Origin of the sequence: Paraflavitalea devenefica (assembly GCF_011759375.1) — a bacterium.
GTDB lineage: Bacteria > Bacteroidota > Bacteroidia > Chitinophagales > Chitinophagaceae > Paraflavitalea > Paraflavitalea devenefica.
Genome location: NZ_JAARML010000004.1, coordinates 329,090 through 353,899 on the forward strand (window position 1 = coordinate 329,090; position 24,810 = coordinate 353,899).

Sequence of the window (24,810 nt, forward strand, 5' to 3'; positions counted from 1 at the left end):
TGTTTCGGGTTTTGCTTCCGCTATTCCCATTTAAACGGTAAATACCAGTTTGCTTTATTCATCAGTTTTGTACGCACGGCCGATGCCTGCGGGTTATGCTCGCTCAGTAGTTTGTCATAAATTTTATCGGCCAGGAAAGCAGGATCATTTCTTCTCAAGGCAATACGCAACAGGTCGGGCCACCTTTTGCCTTCGTAAGCCAGTTCCAGCGCACTTTCATGGATGATGTTATCTTCCAGCGCCAGCGTACTGTCGCCCACCACTGGTGCATTGTACAGGTTAGCGCGTCCGCGGATGCCTGCATTCATACACCAGTCGGCGGCAATACGCGGATTATCGCTTTTACGTCCATCGAAATTGTAGGGAAAACTTTCGTTGTTATTCAGGTTGGTACCAATAAATCCCTGGTTCAGCAGCCTGTCGGCCAGGTAGTGATGGTCATCACGATTGGCAGCTTCTGCAAACTCCAAGTGCAGGGTTGCTGCCCGGTACAAGAACCATTTTCCTTTCTTTTCCAGCGTATTAACAGGGAAAAAGCCGGTACCGCTAAGATAGTTGTATAGATACTTCATCACCACAGGTCTTTCACCCAGTGTACGGTAACTGAATATGCCGCCTCTTGCATCGTAGGGAAAATCATTTTTCTGTACCTGGCTGTTCCATAGGCTCATGGCTGCCTGGGAGGGTTTCAGCAGGTACGCGCCGCCGCGTGGTGAGAAGAGGTTAATAAAAGGATTTTCGGGTTTGAATAAGGTATTGTCGTAAGGAAGGAACCAGATCCATTCATAATTAAATAAGGCATCCTGTCCGCGGGCAAACATAGAACGCCATCCCTGTGCATTGTTATCTACCAGCATATTCTCATCTTCCTCCCTGTACCGTATATACCCCACTGCCAGATCGTTGTTATCGGCCTTGGAAGAACCGGTAAGCCGCCATGTGTACAACTGCCCCGCGCCGCCCGTTTCCATCACACTTTTAAATGCCTGGGCTGCTTTCCGGTAATCGCCGGGCTGACTGCGCCACAGGTACAATTGCCCCAGTAATGCCTTTTTATTGATAAAGAAATTGCCGGTGTAATACCCGTCAACAGTAGTTATCAGGGTTGGGCTTGCTGTATAGGGCTCCAGGTAAGGCAATGATTCCATCGTTACAATCAGGTTGCTGATCAGCTCATTGAAGGTAATGCGTGGCATCAGACTGATATTGCGGATATCATCGTTGGTAGATAAAGGATCTGTTACATACGGCACATCGCCAAAATGTATGCCCAGTTGCAGGTATACCCAGCAACGTAACGCCGCAATATCCGCATACCGCATATTGTATTCTTCCTGTTTCAGCTTTTTATCCCGCAACATGTTATCAAAATTGTACAACACATCGTTGCAGTTCACGATCACTTCGTAAAAGGGACGCGGATTAGCGTAAGGATTACCGGTCTGTACATGGTGCTCGTTTAACTGCCGCAGGTATTCATCGGCATTCTCAGTGGTTGTCAGCAGGTCGGCCCGCAGTTCATTCAGTACGACATAATTACCGGCAAGCCCCATCAGCTTCCCATATGCGCCCATCACTGCTGCATTGGCATCATATATATTCTGGTAGGCGTTGTTGGCCTCCAGCACATCTTCTGGCGTTACTTCCACCAGTTTCTTGCAGGAGAACAAACCTGCTGATGTTATGGCCAGTGAAACAGTAATTATTGATAGCTTCCGGAACTTCATATCAGGTTACAATTGTGATATTTATTAATTACAGGCCCAGTTTTATACCTGCCTGCAGTGAGCGGTGCTGTGGCTCCAGCATTACATCTGTTCCCTGTGCAAAAGGACCAGCACCTGCGCTGAACTCAGGGTCATATCCCTTGTATTTGGTCAGGGTGAATAAGTTATTGCCGCTGGCGTAGATAACAAGATCTCTTAAAAAACCTTGTTTCAATGGCCATGCATAGGCTATTGACAGGGTACGCAATCGCAAATAGGAACCGTCTTCTATCCAGCGGTCACTGAAACGGCTGTTGCCGGATGGATCGCCCCAGGCTGCCTTTGGCATAGCTGTTACCTGTCCGTTCGTTCTCCACCGGTTGATCACCGCCCCTGTCTGGTTGGAATAATCACTCATGGATTCTAACTGACGGCGTGCGTAGTTGTAAATATCATTACCCTGTGAAAACGTGAACAGCAGGTTTAGTGTCCAGTTTTTCCAGGTAAGGGCAGAAGTAAAAGCCCCTGTATAATCAGGATTGGGATTACCAATGAGCTGGCGGTCATTTTCGTCGATCAGGTGATCGCTGTTCCGGTCTGTGAAGCGGATATCACCTCCGGTAAATGCGGTAGCTGTTCCATCGGCCTTTTTATTGGATAAACCGGATGCTGCAGCTGCTGCATCGGAACTGAAAACGCCATTGGTCTTATAACCATAAAATGCATTGGGCGCAGTACCAATAGCGGTAATCATGGTGCCCTCCGCATAACTGGTGATAATGCTTTCTACAGGCAGTTTGGTTACCACTGTTTTGTAATGACTTACCTGCACCCCCACATCCCATTTCAGGTCTTTGCGGTTCAGAATACGACCATTTGCAGACAATTCCCAACCGGTATTTTTTAGGGCGCCTGAATTCGTTACCGTGTAGTTGAAACCACTGGCGCCGGGCGCTGGCTGATACACGATCATATTATCCGTTTTATGACGGAATACGTCCACACTCAGGTTCAGCCGCTCATTCCATACAGCCATGTCTGCGCCTGCATTGAGTTTGGTAACAGTTTCCCATTGCAGGGCGGGATTACCGGGGTTGCCAACTACAAGCCCCTGTATGCCCAACAGGTTTTGTGAAGTATAATATTTACGGGCAGTGAAATTGCCGATATCTTCATTACCCGACTGACCAACAGAAGCCCTCAGTTTCAACAGGCTGAGCCAATCCTGGCCGGCCATGAATGATTCGGAAGACACCACCCAGGCAGCAGCCAGTGAAGACATCAGCGGGTAGCTGTTGTTTCCCCAACGTACCAGGCTACCGTTTGTAATATGATCGCCAAATTTGGATGAAGCATCCGAAGCCAGGTTCAGTGACAGGAAGTATTTACTGCGTAAGTTGTATTCCGCATTGAGATAGGTACTTACCCATCTTGATTGTCCCAGGCTGCCGCCAATTACGCGTAAACTATTTAAGCCATAGCCCACGCCGGTAAACTCATCTGTAGCAGAATTATAGCCTAATCCATAGTCTACTTCAGAAGAGACCGTGTTGTAGCGGAAACCCAGATTGGCAGCAAAACGATGAATACCATGATAGGTTTTATCGAACGACAAACGGGTATCGTTATAAAAACCATTGTAACGGATCACCTGGTTACCGGAGCGGTTTTTTACCACAGCATTGCTGAGCGTATCACGTATGATACCGTTTGCCGGAATAAAGAGCGCCTGCCTTGCTTCGTCTTTCACAAGGTTTAACAAGGTGCTTACAGAAAATTCATTGGTGAGCTTGTATTTAAAATGTACGCCTACTGACCAGCGATAGTTTTTGCTGGTAGCCTGTACGTTGCTTATAATGGCCATCGGGTTGCTCACATTAAAAGTATCCCTGTCGGCCAGTGCAGGCGACTCAATACCGTTATCGGCTACCTGATTAGCAGCAAAAAATGGTGCTTTTACCAGTGAGATATAAATGGGATTGGTGGCACTGTTGATACCCAGGTTTTTAAGCTTCTGTTCATTCCTGGTAACACTCAGGTTGGCGCCTGCTGTCAGCCTCGGGCTCAGGTTCAGGTCAGCATTAAAACGCATGTTGAGCCGTGTAAGCCCGGTATTGGAGATCACACCATTATTACCCAGGTATCCCATCGACAGGGCATATTTCGCAATATTGTCGCCACCTGTTATCTTCAGGTAAGCATTCTGAAAATAGCTGTTCTCAAATATTTTATCCTGCCAGTTGTTATCATAGTGGTTCCTGTAATAACTGGGATTGTTCTTATCATCATTCATGTAAGGCAGTGCATCAATATCTTTTGACTCCAGGCCCTTCAATTGCAGCATTTCAGAAAGATACGTCCGGTAATCAGCCGCATTCATGACCGGTAACCGGGAAGGCGCAAAATTGATACCGCCATACAGTCCTGCTTCAATACGTGTGGCTTCCTGGCGCGCTCTTGCTGTAGTGATAAGAATAACACCATTGGCGCCTCTTGTGCCATATAAGCTGCCGCCATCTTTAATAACAGTAATATTATCAACATCCTTCATGTCAATATAGGCCAGCGGGTTGGTATAAAAACCGGTCAGCATGGTATTGCCATAGCTGGCAATATCGAAGATGGCGCCATCTACCACCACCAAAGGTTGATTGGTTGCATAGAGTGAATTAAACCCGCGCATCAGCAATTCGGCGCCTGTATTGGGTGTTCCTGAACGGCGTATAGCCTGCAAACCAGCCACCTTTCCCTGCAACCAGGCATCCGGTGCATCAGCAATGGCGCTCCAGTTGCCGGCTGTTTGTACACTCCCTGCAGCACTGGTAAGCTGCCTGCCGGTAGTAATGTTCAATGGCATGATTATATCATCGCTGTAAGTATTATAGCCGTTGGAGTACAAAACAATATTGGCAACACCCCTACCCCTCAGTTCCTGTTCCTTTATTTCATATCCGTCTGCATCAATGCGTATTACAACATGGTAGTCGGGCACTTTCATGGAGAAGTTGCCGGCACTGTCGCTGATGGCCGCATACAATTTTCCATAGCTGATCCTGGCGCCCGTCATAGGTTTGCCGGTTGCGGCATCGCGCACATTGCCGGTAACTGTTTGTTCAGCCGGCAATTTTTGTTGTGCCTGTACCACCGTGGTCACCAGGAGCAGTGATATTACTGCCGGCAATGCTTTTATCCTGAACATGAAATTCTTTTTTATCCGCATTTTTAATAGTCGTAATTGTTCTGTCGATGCCATACACGTCTCTTTGATCAGAATACCGGTACCAGCTTTATATAATCCAGGGTAAGGTTATAGGGAATACCTGTCCCCACCGTAGCCGGCGCCAGCAAACGCAAACGCCGGGTTGCAGGTGTCAGTTCATTCTTATTATCGTTTAGGGAAGTGATCAGGGTATTGAAACTGGTATTGGTGTATTCTCCCAGGTATATCTCCGTATAGTTCAATGGTGACACCGCTTTTTGCACATTGAAGTCTACAGCCAGTGTATCACTTGCTATACGACCTATCTGCAATAGCTGCTGCAGGGTCGAATCCGTTCCGTAAGGGTCATCGCCCTGGCCTGAAAGTGTTTTATCGTTCAGCGCTACCCAGTACACCTTATATTTTGTGGTGTACAACTGGTTACAATTGTAATCAACATAAAACCTGGCGCCGCTGGATCCGAGGTTGAGGTAAATATCCTTAAAAGGAATACCGGTAGCCGGGTTCATCCTTTGCCGGTAGAATATTTTTGTAATGTATTTGTCTTCGGTTGATCTGAAAGCATAAGGCTCTTCGCCCTGGACCATCGTTACCGGTATCTTTTCTTCAATGGCCGTTGCTGCAGCATTTACAATATAAACGATACCATTGCTCATGGGGTAAGACGCCGTAACCGCTGCTGCTTCCAATGGAACATGTACATTGAATTTAGACAAAAGGGTGGCCGGCAGCTGCGCAGGCGTGTATACACCTTTTACAGTCAGGTCCTTTACTACATTCCACGATGCGTTGCCGGTAGTAACAGAAGCATCTGTACTCTGGAAATAAGGCTTCTGTTTAACTACCTCATCGGCAAAAGCAGTGTTGGTGAAAATAATATATGTATAAAGACTGTCTTCATTATCGAGGTTATACACTTTCTCCCGGTAATAATTGCTTTCTACCATGCCTGTTCCCGGTTTGTACACCGGCTCACCGGTTACCGGGTTAATACTATCCAGTTCGGCCTTGGTAACATCCTGGTAGGTGTATTGCAGGGAACTGACATAAGCGTTCTGCTCGTAAGTAGCGCTGGTAGACTGTATATACTGCCATATATTCTGTAATGGCGGAACTATTTTGTCAATTACGTTCAATACGCCGTTCTTAACATAAATATCGGCCTGGGTAATATTGGCATTTCCGAATTTTTTACCATAGCACCATATCTTTTTCCCGTTCAGTACAGGCACACGTACTGAATCTGCCGCCATACGCGTAAACATTAACTGCCCGGCAATGTACTGCTGTAAGAATGCACGCAGTTTGGCAGAATCATTGATGATGTCGCTGCCAATGTTTTGCAACGCTTCATTGGTAGGAGCCCATACGGTATAACTCCTGGATGATCCCATTAACGCATCAAGCCCTGTTTTTACCAGGTACTGGCTGAATGTACTCAGCTCAGCATGGCGGTTGATCTGCTGCATCAGGGTTTCATTCAGCGCCTCTTCATGGGCGGCAATATGATCATCCCACTTTTTGCAGGCCGGCCATATGGCAACCAGCAACAACAATAACCATAGAGAATTCTTCGTAAAGCGCATGCGTAAAATAATTTTTAATATTCTATCGTACCATCCGGATTAAACCTGGGACGGGTTTGGTTCATTCCAACAGGTATGAAATGCACCATATCAAGATTGCAGTCGGAGTTGCTTCCCGAAACCAATTGGAAACGTATTTTATGCCTGCCGGTGGCGGCCACATCAACCACGCCCACCATCCGGGCGGCGGTGGAACCTGATTTTTTGCTCGCACCGGCCCACCATTTCCAGCCCAGCGCCTCCAGGGTAGCTTCATCTGCTACATTCACGGAGGATATTTTCTGGTGGAATTGCACCAGCGCACTGGTTAACGGTACAGAATCGAAAAGTGTCTGTACGTTCACCACCTTACCGGTGTTCTGTGTAAAATACCCTACCCACACTTTGTATTTCCCTTTTACGAGCAAGGGGGTGGTAAATTCAATCCAACTGTTGCTGGAACAGGAGCCGAGGTTGTCGGTGTTACTACCACTGGTGCCCAGGCCGAGTTGCCAGTAATCACCCAGGTAGCCTGTTACGCCGTTGCGGTATTTTAAACAGCTTTTTTCCCATTTTACATCCGCCAGTGTATTGCCATCGCCGTAATCGAACAGGTAAGTTTTTTTGCGGTATATACTGCTGAGCCGGGTAAGTTCAGGAACAGTAGCGCACAGGTCCCAGTACACAGGAAAAGGCTTTCTGATCTTTAAAGGAATATGGGCCAGGGCGCGATGCACCACTCCGTTGGTGGCCGACATATCACTATTGGGCTGGTCCAGTTCAACGCCTTGTTCATGTACTGTACCATCAATAGTTGCATATTCATCATCATTGACCAGCAGCTTGCTGTTCACCAGTTTATTGGTAATTACTTCCAGCGGCGCCAGGGTAGCATGCGAGCCAGACATAACAATGTCGGCCAGGTATTTTACATCGGGCAGAATGTGATAGGCTACATATAAATGCAGGCTGTCGGCCGGATTTTTAGGATCACCGGTATTACAATATTTACTTTTCAGATTGGCATAAGTAGTAAACCCGGAATCACTGAGTGCACTATTGGTTTCAGCAATCAGCGTATACCATGATCCTGAAACGCCAGCATTGTTTTTGTTCAGTGTATCATACAAACCGGTCTCTTTTAACGCCTCGGCAAAAATGGAATAAGCAGCATCTTCTTCCACCAGTTGTGCAATGGTTTTGACAGTAGGGATCAATACCTGGTCAATGACCTGTATCACGCCATTACCCACCTGTATATTGGAGCTGGTAATGGTGGCCTGCCTGTTAACTACAAAATAGGAACTGCCGTCCCTGTTTACCACCCCGGTTACCAGGAATTGCCCGTACATGGTAATGGAATTGAGTTTACCATCGTTAAAATCGGCCGTCAATACCTTTTCTTCCAGTATATGAAAGTTCAGTATTGCCTTAATTTCTTCTGCTGATAACTGGTCAACAGATGATTTACCGATCTTCTGCAGATAAGCAGCGATCGCTGTATTGGTAGGCGCAAACAACGTGTAGGAGCCATAAGCATTCAGGAAGGAGCCGTACTTCACCTTATTGATCATAGTCACCAGGCTGGTAAAATTACCGGTACTATCCTTTTCCAGGTACTCTAGTATGTTGGGGTCTTCGCTGGTGGTTTCTTTAATACTCGTCTTATTGCAATGCGATGCCAGTAATGTTATTACAACCAGCATGCTTATTGTGGCAATTAATTTGTATACTTTCATAACAAACGCTTTTAATCGTTCTTATTTATAGAAAGGATTTTGGACCAGGTTCTTATTGGTTTGCAACTCGTATTGGAAAATGGGCAAATAGTTGCTGTTGGCATCCTTCAATTTTGCCTGCGCCGTTTTAATCATATTGGCCGGCACCACACTGGCGATCATGTCCATCAGGTAGCTGATACGTGCGTAGTTATTCCGTTTTACATAACGCAGTACATCAAACCATCTTTTTCCTTCAAACATGCATTCACGGGCCCTTTCTTCCAGCACAAAAAGCGCCACATCTTCCTTATTGGCAGGATCAGGATTGTTGTTGGTCGACGGCAAGGCATGTGCCCGTGTGCGGACCACATCGATCAGTGCCAATGCCTCGCTGCCCCGGTTCAGCTCTGCAAGAGCTTCCGCCTTCATCAGCAAAACATCGGGATAGCGGTAAATAAACCAGTGGGTGTAGGAATCGCCGGATGCAATCAGGTCGGTCCCGTTTTTACCAACATATTTCCAGATGAGGTTGTCTTCTGCCCGGACAGCAGAACCGGCGCCCCGTATATCTTTCAATACACCGGTATCATCAACACCATACACAAGGTCCATGACGCGATTGGCCGCCAGGAACCGCTTGTTACTGATGGCAAACAGGTTGTAAAAGGTGTTGAGCTTTTGCGAGCTGTATTGCACTTCAAAAATGCTCTCCGTGGAATTACCGGTACGGAACAGGTCGGTGAACCAGGCTGTACTGGCCGCCAACAGCCCGAATCTTTTGGAGTCGATAACCTTGTTGCAGGCTTTAAGACAATCCTCATACCTGTCCATCCACAGATAAACATCAGCCTGTATGACATTTACCGTGTAGCGGGTAATCCTTCCTTTATCGTATGCCTGTATGCCGTAGGTGAGCACAGCGCCGGATTCAGCTTCTGCCAGGTCTTTCAGTATCTGTTCCAGCACAACTTCCCGGGTGCTTTTGGCAATAGCTACCACTTCATTATCGTTGGTGGTAGAGGCCAGTTTCAAAGGCACTTCACCAAACGTGCGTACCAGGTAAAAGTACATGAGCGCCCGCAACGCCTTTGCTTCTGCCAGGTAGGCGTTCAATGCTTCCTGCGTAAAGGTGTTATCGCTTTCCAGAACTTTGGGAGCATAGTCTATTACAATATTGCAGTAGTTGATCGTACGGTATACCGGGCTCCAGTTGGTCAGCGTGTTGCTGGGTACAGCATTTACGCTCATAATAGCCATTTCATCTACCGTGGTGGCGGATGTACTGGCCAGCATATCGGCCCGGAGTTCACCCCACAGGAAGAAAAGTTCAGGAAGCGGCTTGCTGCTGCCAGCCGGATCGGCCAGCAAGGAGGCATAACAACCCACTACAGCAGCCTGTACCTGTTCTTTCGTTTTCCAGTAATTGTCGCCGATGATGCCATCCGCGGGTTTCAGATCGGCCCATTTTTTACAGGAGCTGCCCCCTGTTAACAGTAGCAGGCCCAGGAACAAATATGTATATATGGTACGCATGACGAATAAATACTTTATGCTTTAAAAGGAAGCTGTTATACCTAAAGTGATCGTTTTTACAGGAGGCGTCATTGACCTGTCGGTTGCTACACGGAAAGGATCGCTGCCACGTACGCTTACCTCGGGGTCCTGCCCGGTATAATTGGTCCATGTAATCAGGTTCTCTGCTGTTATATACGCGCTCATATTCTTGATCTTTAATTTATCGGCAAGCGCTTTATTGAACGTATACCGGAGCGTAACGGAACGGAAACGGAGGAAGGAAGCATCTTCCACATAGCGTGATGAACCCAGCCAGTTGTAACCTGTTTTGTACAGGGCCCTTGGAATATCGGTCACATCTCCTTCCTGGCGCCAGCGCTTCAATACTTCGGTGCTCTGGTTATCGTATCCGTACATATTGGTGGTATACATTTCAGTAGCATTAACCACTTCATACTTATAGCGGAAATTGAAGAAAGAGGAAAGCCGCAGGTTCTTATAGGCAACGTTCAACCCAAAGCCACCGTTAAAACGGGGGTTACTGTTACCGAGGTATACAATATCACGGTAATCAATATTACCGTCGTGGTTGATGTCATCATATATGGCATCACCGGCCTGAAATGTGTAATCGGTATTGGGGTAGTTGAACCGCATGTATACCGTGTTTCCTGTGGGTGTTACAATGGGATCGCCTTTCCCATCGCGGGCAATCGTTTCATTCTGGTCTTTATATACTCCCTTGTAGCGGAAACCATAGAATGAACCAAAAGGATTGTTTACCTGCATATAGGTTTTGTACTGGCCATTGTTGGTGATATTGCCTTTTTCGAGGGGATAGAACTCAGATATTTCACGGATCATGTTCACGTTGCGGGCAATATTTATATTGAAATCAATGGTCCAGGTTTTAGTTTTGTAAGGAGTGGTTAATACGGATACTTCCCAACCCTGGTTATCCATTACGCCTACATTCATGTTTACACTGCTATAGCCGTTGATACCGCCAACCTGCAGGCCATTAAAGAACAGGTCTTTGGTCCGGTTGCGGTATACTTCCACATCTACATTCAGCCTGTTCTTGAACATGATCAGGTTAAAACCGAGGTTAGTGCCGGTCACCGTTTCCCATTTCAATCGCTTTAAACCGAGATTGGCTGAATACACACCGGAAAGGTCCAGGTAGTTCCAGTCAAACGTCTGGTAAGTATTGTAGAAACTATAATCATTGCGGGGAGCATTACCGCTCTGCCCATAGCTTAAACGCAAACTGAAATCATCCACTTTACTTTTGAAGCGCTTCATAAATTTCTCGCCGGAGATCCTCCATCTTCCGGAAAAAGAAGGGAACAACCCATAACGGTTATCAGCGGCCAGCCTTGAATTACAATCACCTCTCAGACCAACGTTGACAATATAGCGGTCGTCGTAACCATATTGTGCACTGATGGTGGCAGCGGAAGTACGGGTCTGATTGGTACGTGCCGATAGGCCGGAACCAGAAGCGTTGTCGCGTGAATCAATACCAGGGTCCTGAAAATCAGAAGAGGCAGTATTGGATGTTCTGGCCTGGTACAGTATGTTTTTGCTATCGTAGGTCATTACATTCAGCAGCCCCATGAAGTCATGTTTTTCCCCCAGCATAGGGGTATACACCAGCCCGGTTTTTGTCTGCACGTTGTAATTGTCCACATCGCCGTCATATGCACTGTTCACTACGGTCTCAGTCCAGGGACGGCCGGTAGCGACCTGCGGCAGGAAGCTTTTACTTTTTGTATTGTTGATATCGAACTGTACGTCGGCAGTTGCTGTCAGTACGCCCGGCTTTAATACATACTGGATATTAAATTTGGGAATGACACGCTCATTCACAATTTTGTAAGTAGCTGTATTCGCCATGGCCACGGGGTTATAGGTGTCGGAGAACTGACCCTGTATATTCGACTCGGGCGAAAAATAATTCGGTGTAAGGTTACCATACTCATCGTATTCATAAATACCCATGTTGGGCATTTTGGTATAAGCCACATTCCTGATATCATCGTAGTAATTCCTGTTATTCAGTGTACGGGCATAGGAAAGGTCGGTCCTGATCCTTATTTTTTCTGATACGTTATAGTCGAGGTTGATCCTGGATGTGATCCTGTTGAGGTTGGTGCCAACGGTTACACCGGTTTGATTGTAATAGCCCAGTGACGCATAATAACGTGCTTTTTCACCGCCACCTGTCATTGAAATGTTATGGTCCTGTATGAAGCCCGTACGCGCAATGGCATCTACCCAGTTGGTATTGTTACTGTAGTTATAATACCAGTAAGGATCGTTGGGATCAAATTTAAACTCGTTTACATTTTGTGTATTTAAAGGGATACCATTCCTGTTCATAAACTCTTCGGGTATCAGGGTGGCATACTGGTAACCGTTCAACAAGGGGATGGCATTGGGTTTCAGTGATGCAGAGCCTTTAAAGGTATAGGTAAGCACGGGCTTGCCCCTCGCTCCCCTTTTGGTATTAATGATCAGCACACCGTTGGCGGCCCTGGAGCCCCATATAGCAGTGGCAGCAGCATCTTTTAAAATGGTAATGTCCTTGATATCGGTAGGTGCAATATTCAGCAGTGCAGCATATCCCTGTTCGTCGGCTGTACCGAAGTTAAAGTCGGCAGGTACCTCGGTTTCATAAGGCATACCATCCACCACGATCAGCGGAGTAGTAGAAGAATTGATGGAAGAGGTGCCGCGTATCCTGATCTGCATGCCGGCGCCGGGGTCACCGGAGTTGGCCGCGATGTCCACACCGGATACACGTCCCTGCAAGGCCTGGTCGATCGAGGCAGCCTGCATTTCTTCCATTTCCCTGGCATTGATCTTAGTGGCTGCAATGGTAAGGTTACGTTCTGCTACCGACATCATGCCATTGTCGAGCTTTTTTTGCCCCACCACCACCACTTCTTCTATATCCCTGGAACCCTGCTCCAGACTGATATTGAAAGTACGGCGCGTACCTATTGCCTGTTCTTCCACCCCTTTATAACCGATCATTGAAAAGGAAAGCTTGTGCCGCGTATCGGAAACCTTTATAGCAAAATTTCCATCCACATCGGTACTTACACCGCGCACAATCCTTTTATCGGCATCTATTTCTGTTACAGAAACTCCCTGTACAGGACGTTTTTTTTTATCTGTGATCTTCCCGGTGATCACCACGGCTGCTGTTTGTGCCCAGGCCCCTGTGCAAAACAGCAGCATACTGAAAAGGCAGGCAGTAAATCGGTTAAAAAAGAGTTGCATACAGTTTTTTATCGCTGTTTAGTTATCGTTATACTTCAGGTAATTGTCGAGCAGGTGAATGACTGACCGGTTCGACAGGTTATTGCTCTGCGCTGTTATTACATTGGCGGTTCTTCCATAATTATCTTTAATGGAAAGCACACCAGGTGTAGTAGTAACCGTAAACTTCAATGAAGTACCCAGTGCATTTTTGAGAAACGACTCATAATTCATCGGACTTTCTGTTTTTCCATCGGGCACCACGGTATGGCCATACAGGATATGGTATTGTATAAACTTGCGTACAAGGTCTTTACCCTGCTCATTAGAAGGATTGAAAGTGGGTACTTTGGAAGGAGCGGTACCGGTTCCCGGTAACAATCCATCATTCACCGCCTGTACAATGGCTGCATTGGAAGGGATAAAGAGCGTAGAGAATCCCGTTAAACCTATTATTTCGGCAGTGGTAGCACTGTAATAGGATGAATTGCTGAGATACTGCCAGAAATAATTGTAGTCAGAGGAAGTACTTTCACCCAGCTTTTTGATATGGAAGCCTATCCCTTTTTCGCTGAATACAGGAAGCTGGTTAATGAAATATACGTTACCATTAGCGGCTGTTTTAAAGCTGTCGACATTGGCTGTAATGCCTGCATCCAGTAAACCGCCTGTTTCAAGCTTATTATTATTGAACTTAATATAGTCGCCTTCATTTCCTGCGTCACCCGATTTCACAATGCCGCTGCCGGAAAGATTATCGGTAGACGCCTTATAAGGAGCAAAGAATACACAGGTTTTAACGATCCTGATCAGCTTATCGTATACGCCATTGGTGGTGGCCGATGAAGTGGGCGTAGCCCTGTATTCATACTGACTTTTGGTGGCATTGTAACTATACCCCGCAGTACTGAATACAGCATCCGGCACCAGCAACATGTTGACGGAAATATTTGATTTCGATACCAGCAGGTTCAATCCCGCTGATTTCAGCAACCTTGTCATCATGGTAAATTGGGGGTTGAGAAAGGCTTTACCATATACCGTGCTGAAAACATCCGCTTCCTCTACTTTAGAAGTACCATAAAGAAAACCATTGCTCAATATTTTCTTTTCCACCACATCCGCGTAGGGATCAAAGCGGGCAGGCTCACTGAAAATATTTTTGGTAACGTTGAACTTGCTGGGCCATACTGCTGTCGGGAACATATGCGCATTCAGGAAATCGGTGATCACTTCCAGCGGCAACTGGTCAACAGATGCGTAATACTCACAGAGCACATTGTTAACATAGTTATCTATTGCTGCATTGGTGGGAATGAACAGGGTCCAGCAATCTTTCTGACCATCGTTATCCTCCTCCTTCATGAAATTTTCATTGTTGGGAGAATAGGCGAGCAGATTGGAATAGACCTTTACAAATACCGAATCACTTTTACCGGTAAGCACCCGGTAACGCTGACTGGCAGTAGCATTATAAATAAAACTGATCGTATTATTGGTATATAAGCGGTTCAGGATGGCCCTGAAGCTGCTGTACTGGGGTTTGGTGCGGATATATTCATCAATGCTCATCAGCGGCGTGATCACTTTATCTACCTCATGCCATACGCCGTTTTCAGCCACCTGGTCTTTCGTGATCACTTTAGCTTCTCCAACATTAAAACCGGCGTATGCTGAATTCGGATAGAAATAGTTGTAATCTGCTGCGCTCAGGTTAAATGAGCTGAAATAAGAATTCGTGAAATACGTAATGTATTTATTGTTATCATCACCGGTAACATAGTTGCCATTGGCGCCCCCTTTATTATTGCGATTGGTGGCCAGTGCCACCACCGGCTTGTTATTCTTGGCTGTATCGGTATAGAAACCCGTGTAGTAAGCAGTACGTCTTCTGAAAGCGATAGAAGGTGTCCAGCCGGTATTATTGACTGTTGCCTGGTAATCATCCAGTCTGTCTTCTTTATAGGCATTATAAATAAGCATATACTGTACCATGGCCCTTGCTGTGACAGAGTCTATATCGTTTGCACTGCCAATACCTCTATCTGTAAAAAACTGTTTAAAGGCATCATCGTTGGGAGCAAACAGGGTCCAGTAGCCACCGGCTTCAAGGGTAGGCTTATAGCCTGATTTGTCAATCAGCTTAAGGAGACTGGTAAAGCGCCCTGCACTTTGCAATTGTTGGTAAAAAGGGGGTTGCAGGTTGTCGGGGCGATCGTATTTCTCATCAAACGCTTTCTTACGGCATTGAGCAAACAGTAATAGGGTGAGTACAGGCAAAAACAATCTTAACATGAACTTATTCATGATGATACCGGTTAAAAAAAAAGATACATAAACAAAAAGCATAATGGCTGCAGGCCATTATGCTTCCATTATATTTCCTTTATGATGTTGCCTGCATTGCTGCAAGCGCCAATCTTATTGATGTGTTGGTAAATAAAACAATATGACGTTTTATAAGTAATCGTCTTCGAAAAAGAACGCCACAGTATTAAAAAGAATGAGTCTGCAAGCGCAGGAGGAGAAAATACAGCAATGATCATGGCAAGAATCGTTTGGGTTTTAGGATTGCACATCTGCACTACCCTCTGTTCAGCAATTCGTTTATGCGATCGGTAAATCGCGTACTAAGTTAGCATGCGGAAAAAGCCAACCGTCCTGATGTATCCTGTTCTGCACCAAAAATTTACGCAATCGTTCCCGGTTGTTAATAAAAGTTATGATTTAGCCTATTGGGGTGAGTTATTATTTCTCGTGTAGGGATAGCGCAGCCAACTTGCCAGTGTATCTCGTACACAAAGCTCGTGTTAGCAGCATTGATCTGTCATACTATTACTGCTAACACTCAAATATACGCAGGCCCTTTCATCTATCGGCCGTCTTCGTTTTAAAGATTAGAGGTTTACTCAGGAAAAGACTAAGGAGCTGCCTGTGCCATCTCACGGATAGATACCCAACCTGTTGGACTATCCTTATAACGTACATAAACAACCATAGAACGGCCCCTGCCCACTGTGGGCTTGCCGCCATTTTTGGGTATGATATTAATAGCAAAAATGCTCGTTTCAATAGCAGTCTCCCCATTAAACAGCGTACTTTCTACCCGGTTTTCTATAAATTCCATGGTAGATGTGCGAAACATGTCGGTTAACCCTTTCTCTAAAGCAACACGCCCTTTTACAACATTATCGCCTCCAAAATATTTTATGACATCGGGATGGTGTAAGGCAACAATGGCCGGCACATCACCACGGCCAAAAGCATCCCGGATAGCTGCCGTTGTTTTTTCCAAAGACTTTTTATCATCATCAACCTTGTGAGCAGCACATCCGCCAGCCAGGAAAGCAATTATCATTAAATAGCTGATCATTTTCATAAGAGTCGACTTTTTCTGTTATATCCAACACGTCATTAAAAGTAAGAGAATTTTTAGCAATGTCAAGATTCTTGACATTGTCCCCTACCGGGAGTGAAGTGCGCTGAACATGGCCGGGGAATGCGCTGAAAAGCGCACTGGAATGCTCTAAATACATGCAGTTCTATAGTGTACCAGTGCAAGGTTCAGGCAATACTTAGACCATTCCCAGAGCAGTCCGGTACCATTCTTAGGCAAGTAGCCGCCCATTCTGGTAGCTTTCACCAGCAATAAACCGGCTATCGAAGCAAGCGTATTGCCGATTGCCGACTGCTGATTGCCGCCTAAAACTGCAGCACAAACGCTGTCCCCTCACCTTCAACGGATTGTACGTGGATATGTCCGCGGTGCAGCATCATGATCTGTTTACAAAGGCTGAGGCCAATACCGCTGCCGCTTTTCTTGGTACTGAAGAAAGGAATAAATATCTTATCAATCAACTCTTCGGGCATGCCAATACCGTTATCCGCTACCTTGATCACTGTCTTCCGGTTGGAAGCCAGGTAAGAAGATAAAATGATCCTGGGTTCCGCCTGGTCTTTCACCGCTTCCATGGCATTCACCACCAGGTTGATCAATACCTGCTCTACCAGGCTCGTATCTGCTTCCAGCATCAGGTCGGGATCTTTGAGAATGATCTCCATTTCAATATTCTTCTGCTCCAGCGTAGGCTCCATCAACTGGTGCAGGTTCTCAAACAGGTCGCGCACATACACCTTCTTCACATTGGGCGCCGTGATCTTATTGAGGTTACGGTAAGTCTCGGCAAACTTCAGCAGGCCCTCGCTCCGGCGCTTGATGGTATCAATGCCCAGCTCCAGGTCGTCGAGCTGACCACCCTGGTTGTCCAGCGAACCCACCGATTCCTGCAAACGCAATTTCAACGTGGCAGCCAGGGACGAAATGGGCGCAATGGAATTCATGATCTCATGCGTCATTACGCTCAGCAGCTTTTGCCAGGCTTTGGACTCCGTTTCATCCAGCGCTTCATTCACATTCTGGAAAGCGATCAGTTTATACTTAAGCCCTTCCGTTTGGAAAGCAGTGGCGGAGAGCAATACTTTAAAGGCATTCTTATCGGAATGTGCGGTAGCGATCTTGCTGTCGCCCGGCTTCAGGATCAGCACATGGCGGTACAGGTCGCCATCCCGTTTGGAAAGGGAGTGGATCGTTTTCAGGTAAGGCAACTGCAGCATCTTCTTCAGCGATTCATTCATCCATACCACTTCGCCCCCATCCTCTTTATACATCAGGATACCGGTATCTATCAGCTCCAGTATCTTCTGCAAATACTGGTACTGTGTTTCCTTCTCCTTGCTGATCACCTTAAACGTGGAGTTGATCTCATTAAAACCCTTGCGCAGCGGCTGTAATTCCACCGGCGCGTGCTTTACATCAAAATAGCGGGAAAAATCACGGTAATGTACAGACTCGACAAACTGGTCCAGTTCATCATGCGCCTTGCGCTGGAAACGATAGAACTCTACCACCTGGTACACGATCACCGGCAGCATGATCACGAGGTAAATGAACAATTGATTCACGATCAGGAAAGCAGTCGCCGTCAATGTTACCAGCAATAAAAATACCCGGCTCAGTATACGCCACTCTATATTTCTGAAATCCATCATAATAAAATCTAAATATCGTACTTGCTAAGCCTTCTGTACAAAGCTGTCCGCGTCAGTCCCAGTTCCTTCGCCGCTTTGGTAATATTGCCATTGTGTTTTTCAATCACCCGCAGGATCGTATTCTTTTCCACGGAGCTCAGCTTCAGTTCATCGGGTTCCGAATCTACCACCACCGAACTTTCAATGGGCGAAAAGATCAGGTCGGTAGCCTGCAGCACATTGCCATCGGCCATGATCACCGCCCTTTCGATGGTGTATTGCAGCTCACGGATATTGCCGGGATAATGGTATTGCAGCAGCTTCTCCATCGCCTTACTGTCAAACTCCAGTACCGGCTTCAGGTACTTATTACTGTACAGGCGGCTGAAATGTTTGGCCAATATAATAATATCGTTCTCGCGCTTGCGCAGCGGCGGCACCATGATCTCTACCGTATTGATCCGGTAAATCAGGTCTTTCCGGAAACGGCTTTCATTGGCCAGTTCGGCCAGCGGCACATTCGTAGCGCAGATCAGCCGGATATTAATGGGGATGGGATCATTGGTACCCAGCCTGATCACCTGCCGGTTCTGCAATACGCTCAGCAATTTGGCCTGCTGGTGCAGGGAAATATTGCCGATCTCATCCAGGAACAGGGTGCCGTTATTGGCGGCTTCAAAGCGGCCTATACGGTCTTCCCGTGCATCGGTAAAAGCCCCTTTCTTGTGGCCAAACAGCTCACTTTCAAAAAGACTTTCCGTCAGGGCGCCCACATCTACCTTAATAAACGCTTTATCGGTGCGCAGGGATTGCTGGTGGATGGCTTTTGCGATAAGGTCCTTACCGGTACCATTCTCACCCAGGATGAGGATATTGGCATCGGTAGGAGCTATCTTTTCGACCTTGTAAAAAATATCCTGCATGATCTCCGATTCGCCCAGCAGTTCGGTACCAATGATGGAATCCTTGCTGAGGGAGGGGCTGGCAGCCATCTTACCGTTGCCTTTCCGTTTCAGGGCCTCTTTGATGGTGGTGATCAGCTTTTCATTGTGCCAGGGCTTTACCACAAAATCGGCTGCCCCCTCTTTCAGGGAGCGTACGGCCAGGTCTATATCGCCATAAGCAGTGATCATGATCACGGCAGCTTCCGACTTGAACTCCTTGACCTTGTTCAGCCAGAAAAGCCCTTCATTGCCCGTATTAATGGAGCTGGTAAAATTCATGTCCAGCAGGATCACATCAAAAGCCTGTTTGGATAATAACCACCGCAGGTTTTCGGGGTTTTTCTCGGTCACCACTTCTTTGGCCTCCGTTTTCAGCAATAAACGCACGGCCGTCAGCACATCGGTATCATCATCGATGATTAAAACACTGGCATTTTTAAGTAACATAACTGGAAAAATAAATATTGAGTTGGATGCAACATAATCCAACTACAATTATACCATAATTACAAAGGCATGGCAAACAATTTTTTACGCAAAAACAGGGGTGAAAGCCAACTGTATCGAAAGCGGACAGTAGTTGTAGCGGTAACGAACAGATTCGTAGTCCACAACAGGATAAGGTTCTGGAAATCATAGAGGTTACATTCTGGCACGTTGTTGCTTTCTTATTCGGCGAATTAGTTATTCTCATGTGATTGTTATTCGGCCATCCGGCCATCAGCCAGCCGGATGGTTTTTTTAAAAAAAGCTGAATTCTAATACTAAAGATTTTATACCGTGGACAGAGTCATTGCCAAAAAGAAATGGACAACCAAGAAGTTACTAACCATCGGAGGTATCGTGGCCCTCGCAGGATTGATCTCCGCCAGTGTTTATTTCACTTCCGGCAAAAAACGCCTGAATGTAGATACAGAACGCATTACCATTAGTGAGGTGAGGAAAAGCCCCTTTCAGGAAACCATTCCCATTAATGGCGTGGTGCTCCCCATCACCACCATTTACATGGATGCCCAGGAAGGTGGCCGGGTGGAAGAAAAGTTTGTGGAAGACGGTACCGTGATGAAAAAAGGCCAGCCCATCCTGCGCCTCTCCAACCCCGATCTGGCGCTCAACCTGGTAAACCAGGAAACATCCGTGTACAACCTGCTCACCCAGATGCAGATCGCCAACAACAATGCCAAGCAGAACACAGTAGGCAAGCTCAACCAGATGACGGACGTGGAAAATACCCTGAAAGAAGCAGAGCGGGTATACAAGCTTAATAAAAAACTGTACGAGCAGAAAGTGATTGGCGAACAGGAATTCCGTCAGTCGGAGAATACCTACAACTACCAGTTGCAAAAGAAGAAACTGACCGCTGAGATCCTGCGGCAGGATTCTATCTCTACAGCGACCCAAATTGCACAGGATAAACTGACCTACAGGAACTCACAGAATGCCCTGGAGCTGACCCGCCAAAAGGTAGGCGACCTGATCGTACGGGCGCCGGTGGATGGGCAACTGACTTCCCTTGACGCCGAACTGGGACAGAATAAAAATAAAGGAGAACGCCTGGGGCAGATTGACGTACTCAGCGGCTTCAAGGTGCGCGCCGATATTGATGAACATTACCTCTCCCGCATTTATAATGAGCTGACCGGCACTTTCGACTTTGCCGGCAAAACGTATAAGCTCCGCATTACCAAAGTATACACACAGGTTATAGCGAGCCGCTTCCAGGTAGACATGCAGTTTGTAGGCGAAGTGCCCAAAGGCATCCGCCGCGGACAGACCCTGCAGATCAGGCTGGCGCTGAGCGATGAAACAGAAGCCATCCTCCTGGCCAAAGGCGGTTTCTACCAGCAAACCGGTGGTAACTGGATCTTTAAAGTGAGCGAAAGCGGCAATACGGCTTATAAGGTCAACATCAGCCTGGGCCGTCAAAGCCCCGACTATTATGAGGTACTGGATGGCCTGAAGCCCGGTGATAAGGTGGTAACCTCCAGCTATGAGAATTATGGAGACATGCAGGAACTGGTGCTGAAGAAGCCGTAGCTGTGTAACATAACAAAACCGTGAAACGTCATACGTAAAAATAAACGCCATGAAAATCAAAACCATTTACGCCATTTTGCTGCTGCTTTGCTGCACGCTGGGCGCTTCTCCCAACAGGCATTCGGCCTGCCCCGGAATGAAGAATGCCGCCGCCGAAAAGCCGGCACGGGAAGTGGTCACAGGTGCGGCAGAGGCGCTGGTCACCAGCTACCTGCCCGGTTACAGCATTATATTCATCAACTAATAACATACTTCAAAACCAAATAAACATGATCAAGATCACAGAACTCGAGAAAGTCTACCGTACGGAAGAAGTAGAAACTGTGGCGCTGAATAAACTCTCCCTGGAAGTGAAAGAAGGGGAATTTGTAGCGGTAATGGGCCCCTCCGGTTGCGGGAAGTCTACCTTACTCAACATCCTGGGCCTGCTCGATGATCCCGATGCCGGCAGCTTTATTTTCAATGGACAGGAGATTGCCCATTTCAACGAACGCAAGCGTGCCGACCTGCGCAAGCACAATATCGGTTTTGTGTTCCAGAGCTTTAACCTCATTGATGAGCTCACCGTATTTGAAAATGTGGAACTGCCATTGATCTACACAGGCGTTAAATCGGCCGACCGTAAAAAACGCGTAGAAGAGGCGCTGGATAAAATGCAGATCATGCACCGCCGCAACCACTACCCGCAACAACTTTCCGGTGGTCAACAGCAACGGGTAGCCGTAGCCCGCGCAGTGGTCAACAATCCCAAGCTGATCCTGGCGGATGAGCCTACCGGTAACCTCGACTCTTCCAATGGTAATGAAGTAATGGCATTGCTCACCGACCTCAATGAGCAGGGCACTACCATCGTGATGGTTACCCACTCCGAACATGATGCCCGCTACAGCCACCGCATCATCCGTATGCTGGATGGACAGGCTGTACTGGAAAATATTATGGTATAACCACGAAGTCAGAAGTCGGAAGTCTGAAAGCGAGACAGCTTATCGGATCGGAAGCTTCATCCGACTTCAGACCTCAGACTTCAGACCTCAAAACATAGCCATGATCTACAACTACCTGAAGATAGCATTCCGCAGCCTGCTCAAATACAGGTTTATCTTCTTCACCAACCTCTTTGGCCTGACGGTAGGGTTTACCTGCTGCCTGCTCATCTTTGTATACATTTTGCATGAGCTGAGCTATGATAAGTACAATAAAAATGCCGATCGCACTTACCGGGTCACCCGTTTATTCAGGAATGCTGAAACCGGCGCCACCAACCTTAACCTCGGCGCTGTAGCGCCTCCCTTTGCGCCTTTACTGGAAAATGATTTTAAGGAGATAGAGACAATAACCCGCCTGTTTCCCGTTGGCACCACTACCCTGCGGTATAATGACAAAGTGTTTAATGAACGGAACGTGTACATGGCCGACGAACATTTTCACGATATCTTTTCCATGCAGGTAACAAAAGGGAACCCCGCCACCGCGCTGAAAGATCCTTATACGGTGATGCTCACGGAAGAAATGGCGGAAAAGTATTTCGGTAAGGAAGACCCTATGAATAAGCTGATCGGGATGTACGATGATCAATCATTTAAGGTTACCGGTATCTTTAAACCTTTTCCCTCCAATGCACATTTCCATCCGTCTATTTTGGTTTCTTTCAATACCCTGAAGGATTCGGCCGTTTATGGCGAGCGTAACCTCCGCACCAACTGGGGCAACAATGCCTTTTATACGTACATGCTGCTGCCGGCCAATTATGACGCCCAAAAACTGGAAGCGCAATTCCCGGCTTTCCTGGACAGGCACCTGGATCCCGGGGCGCCGGTAAAGGCATCCCGCTGGACACAGCTCTCCCTGCAAAAGCTCACCGACATTCACCTGCACTCACACCTGGATTCCGAACTGGAAGAAAATGGCGATATCAAACGCGTTTATATCTTCTCGGCTATCGCTCTCTTCATCCTGCTCATCGCCTGTATCAATTACATGAACCTCTCTACAGCACGCTCTGTACTGAGGGCAAAAGAAATTGGCATCCGCAAAGTAGTAGGCGCAGAAAGAAGGGAGCTCATCTTTCAGTTCCTCAGTGAGTCTTCCCTCATTACCTGGATGGCCATGATACTGGCCTTCGGGCTCACCTGGCAGTTATTGCCCTTCCTGAACAACTTGTCGGGGCAAACACTTTCCATCAGCGCCTTGTTCCATTGGCAAATTATGTTGCCTGTATTGCTGGCCCCCTTCCTGGTAGGTTTAATAGCCGGCATCTACCCTGCCCTGTTCATGTCTTCCTTCAAACCCATCAAAGTATTAAAAGGGTTCATGAAAACAGGCGGGGCCAATATCTCTTTCCGCCAGGTATTGGTGACGACGCAGTTTGCCATCTCCATCATGCTCATTATCGCCACAGCGGTTGTCTTCCGTCAGTTGCGTTACATGCAGGAGAAATCACTGGGCTTCGACCGCGACCATATTGTAACCATGCGTTACAATGGTGGGCTGAATGAAAGATACGATGCTTTCCGGGCTGAACTGCTCGGGAATACCAATATTAAAAATACTGCCCGCTCTTCCCGTATCCCTACCGGCCGGCTGCTGGATGCCCAGGGCTCTTCCATACAACGGGGTGATAGCCTGGCCCCTACGCAAGCCGATATCAAGTATGTGGTAGTGGACCATGATTTTGTGCCCACCTATGGCGTAAAAATACTGGCAGGCCGGAACTTCTCACGCGACTATGGTCCCGATACGGCCGGCTTTATCATCAACCACGCAGCGGTAACTGTACTGGGACTAAAATCGGATGATGAAGCGGTGGGTAAGAACTTTACCTATGGCCGCCGGCGGGGAAAGATCATTGGGGTATTCAATGATTTCCATTTTGAGTCCATGCACCAGAGAATATTGCCCCTGGTATTGGTAACACCAACCCGGCCCGATTACAGAAGGATCTCCGTAAAGGTGGCCGGCAATAACATGACCAGCGCCCTGGCCCATATAGAGAGCACCTGGAAAAAGTTCTTACCCGAAACACCTTTCGAATACACCTTCATGGATGAGAACTTTGAAGATCTCTACAAATCCGAGCAAAGGCAGGGCGCCATCTTTACCATCTTTTCCTGTATTGCCATCGCTATTGCCTGCCTGGGTTTGTTTGGCTTGTCGGCCTTTGCCATCACCCAACGGATCAAAGAAATAGGTATCCGTAAAGTCATTGGCGCATCCGTTCCCAATATTGTTACCCTGCTGTCAAAAGACTTCCTGAAACTGGTAGCTGTTGCAACCATCATTGCATTCCCCGTTGCCTGGTATGCCATGAACAGTTGGTTACAGGATTTTGCGTATCGAAGCACTATATCCTGGTGGATCTTCGCAGGAGCGGGTATCATTGCAGTAGTCATTGCTTTATTCACCATCAGTTTTCAGGCTATTAAGGCCGCCACCGCCAATCCGGTGAAGAGCCTGAGGAGTGAATAACCTAAAGAACACTTAATACTTAACCATACAAAGCCATGAACAAAACAATCCTTTCCCTGATCACCGCCCTGACACTGATAGCAGCTATCGCCTGTGGGCGGGGCACCCATATTAAAAAATCCGTATCCTACCAGGGAGACATGATGCGTGTAAAAGTCTATGCTAAGGTCAATGGAAGGCAGGTGCATGACTATGACAAGGAGTTCAATGTAGCCGGGTTGAACAAAGCAGAAAGGGAAACCATGGCCAAACGTATCATGGATTCGCTCGACCTGCCGGATGACACCGGAAAATAATATCCAATAACCCTATGCCGGCCATACCACCCAAACAATA

General features: G+C 47.1%; 15 protein-coding genes. 5 read left to right on the forward strand and 10 right to left on the reverse strand.

Translation table 11 applies throughout. The features are described 5' to 3' along the window. Positions 1 to 20: 20 nt before the first annotated feature. From HB364_RS23045 to HB364_RS23090, 10 genes are all read right to left on the reverse strand, one after another. A complete protein-coding gene (locus HB364_RS23045; RefSeq protein WP_167290693.1) occupies positions 21 to 1,727 on the reverse strand; it encodes a RagB/SusD family nutrient uptake outer membrane protein in 1,707 nt (568 codons plus the stop codon). A gap of 28 nt (positions 1,728 to 1,755) precedes the next feature. Beyond that, positions 1,756 to 4,905 (reverse strand): SusC/RagA family TonB-linked outer membrane protein, encoded by a 3,150-nt coding sequence (locus HB364_RS23050; protein WP_246228589.1) that lies wholly within the window; start codon positions 4,903 to 4,905, stop codon positions 1,756 to 1,758. Positions 4,906 to 4,973: 68 nt separating this feature from the next. Beyond that, on the reverse strand, positions 4,974 to 6,512 hold the full coding sequence (locus HB364_RS23055) for a fasciclin domain-containing protein (protein ID WP_167290694.1): 1,539 nt from the start codon (positions 6,510 to 6,512) through the stop codon (positions 4,974 to 4,976). Between the two features lie 14 nt (positions 6,513 to 6,526). After that, the gene (locus HB364_RS23060) at positions 6,527 to 8,230 is read right to left on the reverse strand and encodes a fasciclin domain-containing protein (protein WP_167290695.1); all 1,704 of its coding nucleotides are present in this window, start codon (positions 8,228 to 8,230) and stop codon (positions 6,527 to 6,529) included. Between the two features lie 21 nt (positions 8,231 to 8,251). Beyond that, positions 8,252 to 9,745 (reverse strand): RagB/SusD family nutrient uptake outer membrane protein, encoded by a 1,494-nt coding sequence (locus tag HB364_RS23065; RefSeq protein WP_167290696.1) that lies wholly within the window; start codon positions 9,743 to 9,745, stop codon positions 8,252 to 8,254. 21 nt (positions 9,746 to 9,766) lie between these two features. Then, positions 9,767 to 13,018, reverse strand: a complete 3,252-nt coding sequence (locus HB364_RS23070; protein WP_167290697.1) for a SusC/RagA family TonB-linked outer membrane protein — start codon at positions 13,016 to 13,018, stop codon at positions 9,767 to 9,769. A gap of 18 nt (positions 13,019 to 13,036) precedes the next feature. Then, on the reverse strand, positions 13,037 to 15,304 hold the full coding sequence (locus HB364_RS23075) for a fasciclin domain-containing protein (protein WP_167290698.1): 2,268 nt from the start codon (positions 15,302 to 15,304) through the stop codon (positions 13,037 to 13,039). 613 nt (positions 15,305 to 15,917) lie between these two features. Then, entirely contained in the window at positions 15,918 to 16,376 is a 459-nt protein-coding gene (locus HB364_RS23080) for a YybH family protein (protein WP_167290699.1), read from the reverse strand. A gap of 323 nt (positions 16,377 to 16,699) precedes the next feature. Continuing rightward, on the reverse strand, positions 16,700 to 18,046 hold the full coding sequence (locus tag HB364_RS23085) for a sensor histidine kinase (protein ID WP_246228590.1): 1,347 nt from the start codon (positions 18,044 to 18,046) through the stop codon (positions 16,700 to 16,702). Between the two features lie 8 nt (positions 18,047 to 18,054). Further along, entirely contained in the window at positions 18,055 to 19,416 is a 1,362-nt protein-coding gene (locus HB364_RS23090) for a sigma-54-dependent transcriptional regulator (RefSeq protein WP_167290700.1), read from the reverse strand. Between the two features lie 333 nt (positions 19,417 to 19,749). Here HB364_RS23090 and HB364_RS23095 point away from each other — a divergent pair, with 333 nt between their 5' ends. From HB364_RS23095 to HB364_RS23115, 5 genes are all read left to right on the forward strand, one after another. Beyond that, entirely contained in the window at positions 19,750 to 21,006 is a 1,257-nt protein-coding gene (locus HB364_RS23095) for an efflux RND transporter periplasmic adaptor subunit (RefSeq protein WP_167290701.1), read from the forward strand. A 49-nt stretch (positions 21,007 to 21,055) separates the two neighbouring features. Further along, a complete protein-coding gene (locus HB364_RS23100) occupies positions 21,056 to 21,250 on the forward strand; it encodes a hypothetical protein (protein ID WP_167290702.1) in 195 nt (64 codons plus the stop codon). Between the two features lie 25 nt (positions 21,251 to 21,275). Next, positions 21,276 to 21,953: an ABC transporter ATP-binding protein gene (locus HB364_RS23105; RefSeq protein WP_167290703.1), complete on the forward strand. Its 678-nt coding sequence runs from the start codon at positions 21,276 to 21,278 to the stop codon at positions 21,951 to 21,953. Positions 21,954 to 22,053: 100 nt separating this feature from the next. Next, a complete protein-coding gene (locus HB364_RS23110; protein ID WP_167290704.1) occupies positions 22,054 to 24,474 on the forward strand; it encodes an ABC transporter permease in 2,421 nt (806 codons plus the stop codon). 35 nt (positions 24,475 to 24,509) lie between these two features. Continuing rightward, positions 24,510 to 24,770, forward strand: coding sequence for a hypothetical protein (locus HB364_RS23115; protein WP_167290705.1), 261 nt, complete (start codon positions 24,510 to 24,512; stop codon positions 24,768 to 24,770). The last annotated feature ends 40 nt before the right edge of the window (positions 24,771 to 24,810 follow it).